Consider the following 3770-nt stretch of genomic DNA (forward strand, 5'->3'; position numbering starts at 1 on the left):
GTCTGCACCCGGCCCGGCGGCACCGTCTCGTGGGCGCGGTCGAGGAGGCCGCGGTCGATCCGCAGTCCGTCCGGGGACTCGGCCACCGTCCAGTCGTACTCGGTGACGAAGCGGCCCACGCTGCTCGCGCCCGCCGCACCGATCAGCGGCACCGCGGTCGCGAGGACCGTCCACAGGTTGTGGGTGAAGAACCACAGGACGGACGGCACGACGAGCGCGGCGATCAGCGTGCCCCAGGTCGCGCCGGTCAGCACCAGGGAGACGGCGAGGACACCCGGGGGCACGTTCAGCAGCTGCCGGGCCGGCGCCTCGCCGACCTCGTGCGCGGTCTCGGGCGCGAAACCGGCCGCGCGCGCGAGCAGTTCGGCCCGCAGCGCGCGGGCCTCTCCCTCGCCGAGGAAGGCGAGTTCGTCCTTCTTGTCGGTCCCTATGACGTCGAGTTTGAGTTTCGCGACACCCGCCACGCGCGCGAGGAGCGGCCGGGTGACGTCGACGGCCTGGATCCGTTCAAGGCGGATGTGCGCGGTGCGCCGGAACAACAGGCCCGTACGGATGCGCAGTTCGCTCTCCGTCACCGCGAAGTGCGTGAACCACCAGGTGAGGAAGCCGTACAGCGCGGCGGCCGGTATGAGCACGGCGAGGGCGATCAGCAGCGTCGTCGTGGTCAGCCGCGCCAACTGGCGCTGCGTGCCGTCCGGGTCGTGCAGGGCCCACCCGAGGAGCACGGCGACCGGCGCCCACGCCCGCCGCAGCGGCGTGACGGGGTGCAGCCGCCGCTCGGTCACGACCTTGTCGCGGCGTACGTCGTCGTCGGTGCCCGGAGTCGTCACAGCCCCGCCGATCTGGCCTCGCCGAGCTCGGTCAGCCGGTCCCGCAGCCGCTCGGCCTCGGCCGGATCCAGGCCCGGGATGGTCGCGTCCGTCGCGGCGGCCGCCGTGTGCAGCTGCACGCTGGCCAGCCCGAAGTGCCGCTCGACGGGCCCGGACGTGACCTCGACCAGCTGCATGCGCCCGTACGGCACGACGGTCACCGTGTGCCACAGCACGCCCCGGCTGATCAGCAGGTCGTCGGCGCGCTCGGCGTACCGCCAGGAGCGCCAGTTGCGGCCGACGAGGTCCCAGCCCCACGCCATCAGCGCCAGCGGCAGCAGCGCGAACACGGCCCAGGCGGGACCGGCCAGCAGGCCCGGCAGCAGCCCGGCGGCGAGGGCGAGCAGTCCCAGCCACACCATCAGCAGCATCCGTCGCATCCGTAGCAGGCGGGGCGGCAGCCCGGTCCACACCGGCTCCGCCTCCGCTGTCGTGCCGCCCGCTGGGCTCCCCGTCTCCATACGGCCAGCGTACGTAGGAGAGACTGGGTCCATGACTCCTACGACGGAGACCATGGTCGGAATCGGCGGCGCCGCGGAGAGCACCGACATGGTGCTGAACATCGGCCCCCAGCACCCGTCCACGCACGGCGTGCTGCGGCTGCGGCTCCTCCTGGACGGCGAGCGCATCACGCGCGCGGAGCCGGTGATCGGCTACATGCACCGTGGCGCGGAGAAGCTCTTCGAGGCGCGCGACTACCGCCAGATCATCATGCTCGCCAACCGCCACGACTGGCTGTCGGCCTTCTCCAACGAGCTGGGCGTGGTCCTCGGTGTGGAGCGCATGCTCGGCATGGAGGTCCCCGAGCGCGCCGTGTGGACGCGTACCCTGCTCGCGGAGCTGAACCGGGTGCTGAACCACCTGATGTTCCTCGGCTCGTACCCGCTGGAGCTCGGCGGCATCACTCCGGTCTTCTACGCGTTCCGGGAGCGCGAGGTCCTGCAGAACGTCATGGAGGAGGTCTCCGGCGGGCGGATGCACTACATGTTCAACCGTGTCGGCGGCCTCAAGGAGGACCTGCCGGCCGGCTGGACCGCACGCGCGCGTGCCGCGGTCGCCGGTGTGCGCTCCCGCATGGACCGGTTCGACGACCTGGTGCTCGGCAACGAGATCTTCCGGGGCCGCACGCGGGGCGTGGGCACGCTCGCGCCGGAGGCCGTGCACGCCTACGGGGTCAGCGGGCCGATCGCGCGCGCGTCGGGCGTCGACTTCGACCTGCGCCGCGACGAGCCGTATCTCGCCTACGGGGAGCTGCAGGACACCCTCAAGGTGGTCACCCGGCAGGAGGGCGACTGCCTCGCCCGCTTCGAGTGCCTCCTGGAGCAGACCCACAACGCCCTCGACCTCGCCGACGCCTGCCTCGACCGGATCGCGGAGCTGGCGCCGGGGCCGATCAATCAGCGGCTCCCCAAGGTCCTGAAGGCACCCGAGGGGCACACGTACGCCTGGACCGAGAATCCCCTCGGCATCAACGGCTACTACCTCGTCAGCAAGGGCGACAAGACGCCGTACCGGCTCAAGCTGCGCTCGGCCTCGTACAACAACATCCAGGCGCTCACCGTGCTGCTGCCGGGCACGCTGGTGGCGGACATGGTGGCGATTCTGGGGTCGATGTTCTTCGTGGTGGGGGACATCGACAAGTAGCCGGTACGGGCCTCAGGCGAGTACGTCCGGAATTCCAACCGGCTGCACCAGCCACCCGAAGTCGCCCAGTCCACCCGCTGCGGTGAGCTCGGCGGCCTCCCCGGCGCTCGCGAGGGCGCGCACGTATGCCGAGGGGTTGGTGGTGGCAAGCGCGAGCGGGGGGCGTGCGCCTGCGATGCCCAGGGTGCGCAACGCAGCACGCTGGGCCAGCACGCGCCCACCGGGGAGCGTGCATGCGTCCAGCGCGACGTGCGCGGTGATGTCGCACGACCCGTCCGGCACGGGCGCTGTCTCGCGCCCCTCGCGGAAGCCGGTGAGCGTCCCGAAGAGCGGCCGTGCGCCGGCCGTGTGCGCGTAGTCGACGGCGACGGCGAGCCCGCGCTCGACGCGGGAGACGACCGACGCCCACGCCGTGTCCCTCGGCAGACCGATCTCGGCCCGCAGCCCCTCCTCGGCGGGCAGCGGCCACCACCGAGCGAGCCACTCGGCCTGCGCACCGGACACCGGCTCCCCGAGCCGCTCGGTCCCGTCCTCCCGTACGAGCACCAGCCTCGGTACGCCCGCGGAGTCCACCTCGGCGACCTCCACGGGCACGTTGTCCAGCCACTCGTTGGCGAACAGCAGCCCGGTCACGCGCTTCGGGGGCTCGGCCAGCCACTCGATGCGGTGATCGAGCCCCGCCGGGCGGCCGGCGATCTCGACGGCGTACGCGCGCGTGCGGGCGGCCACGTCGCCGGGCAGCGCGGTGAGCACACCGGAGACCAGCTCACCCCGCCCGGCGGCCATGTCGACGAAGTCGAGACCGGACGGGCGGCCCAGCGCCTCGTCGACCCGGCACAGCAGCCCCGCCACGGCCTCGGCGAACAGCGGCGACGCGTGCACGGACGTACGGAAGTGCCCGGCGGGCCCCTCGGGTCTGCGGTAGAAACCGCCCGGCCCGTACAGCGCCGCCTCCGCAGCCACCCGCCACCCTCGCCACCCGCCGTCGGCCGTTTCCTTGGTCACATCGCCAGGCTAGGCGCACAGGGGAACGGGGCCTCCACCTTGCGGAGTACACGTATCCGCTGCGGATCGGCCCTCCGGTTGACTCCCGCACGCATCATGCTTCCCTACTCTGGGTTACGTGCAGCGCCTCTACGACTTCCTCCGCAGGCACCCGACATGGGTCGACGGCTTCTGGGCCCTCGTTCTGTTCGGGATCTCGGTGGTGGGGGGTACGGTCCAGCAGGAGAACACCGGGACCGACCTGCCGTGGCT

At 72.3% G+C, this 3770-nt stretch carries 5 protein-coding genes; 2 read left to right on the forward strand and 3 right to left on the reverse strand.

Going from position 1 to position 3770, the window contains the following annotated elements:
- Both ACTWQJ_RS48060 and ACTWQJ_RS48065 read right to left on the reverse strand, forming a co-directional pair.
- A partial coding sequence (locus ACTWQJ_RS48060; RefSeq protein WP_443312681.1) for a PH domain-containing protein occupies positions 1-830 on the reverse strand: 830 nt, incomplete at its 3' end.
- On the reverse strand, positions 827-1330 hold the full coding sequence (locus ACTWQJ_RS48065) for a PH domain-containing protein (protein ID WP_443312682.1): 504 nt from the start codon (positions 1328-1330) through the stop codon (positions 827-829). The genes ACTWQJ_RS48065 and ACTWQJ_RS48060, both read right to left, overlap by 4 nt.
- A gap of 31 nt (positions 1331-1361) precedes the next feature.
- Between ACTWQJ_RS48065 and ACTWQJ_RS48070 the strand changes: the two genes are divergently transcribed.
- Entirely contained in the window at positions 1362-2513 is a 1152-nt protein-coding gene (locus ACTWQJ_RS48070; RefSeq protein ID WP_385513219.1) for an NADH-quinone oxidoreductase subunit D, read from the forward strand.
- A gap of 12 nt (positions 2514-2525) precedes the next feature.
- On the opposite strand, the gene ACTWQJ_RS48075 is transcribed toward ACTWQJ_RS48070, so the two are convergent.
- The gene (locus ACTWQJ_RS48075; protein WP_443312683.1) at positions 2526-3518 is read right to left on the reverse strand and encodes an SAM-dependent methyltransferase; all 993 of its coding nucleotides are present in this window, start codon (positions 3516-3518) and stop codon (positions 2526-2528) included.
- A 118-nt stretch (positions 3519-3636) separates the two neighbouring features.
- Between ACTWQJ_RS48075 and ACTWQJ_RS48080 the strand changes: the two genes are divergently transcribed.
- Positions 3637-3770 (forward strand): DUF7134 domain-containing protein (locus ACTWQJ_RS48080; RefSeq protein WP_443312684.1); only part of this gene is annotated, 134 nt, incomplete at its 3' end.

This window comes from Streptomyces sp. KR55 (genome assembly GCF_052245645.1).
Taxonomy (GTDB): Bacteria; Actinomycetota; Actinomycetes; order Streptomycetales; family Streptomycetaceae; genus Streptomyces; species Streptomyces flavusporus.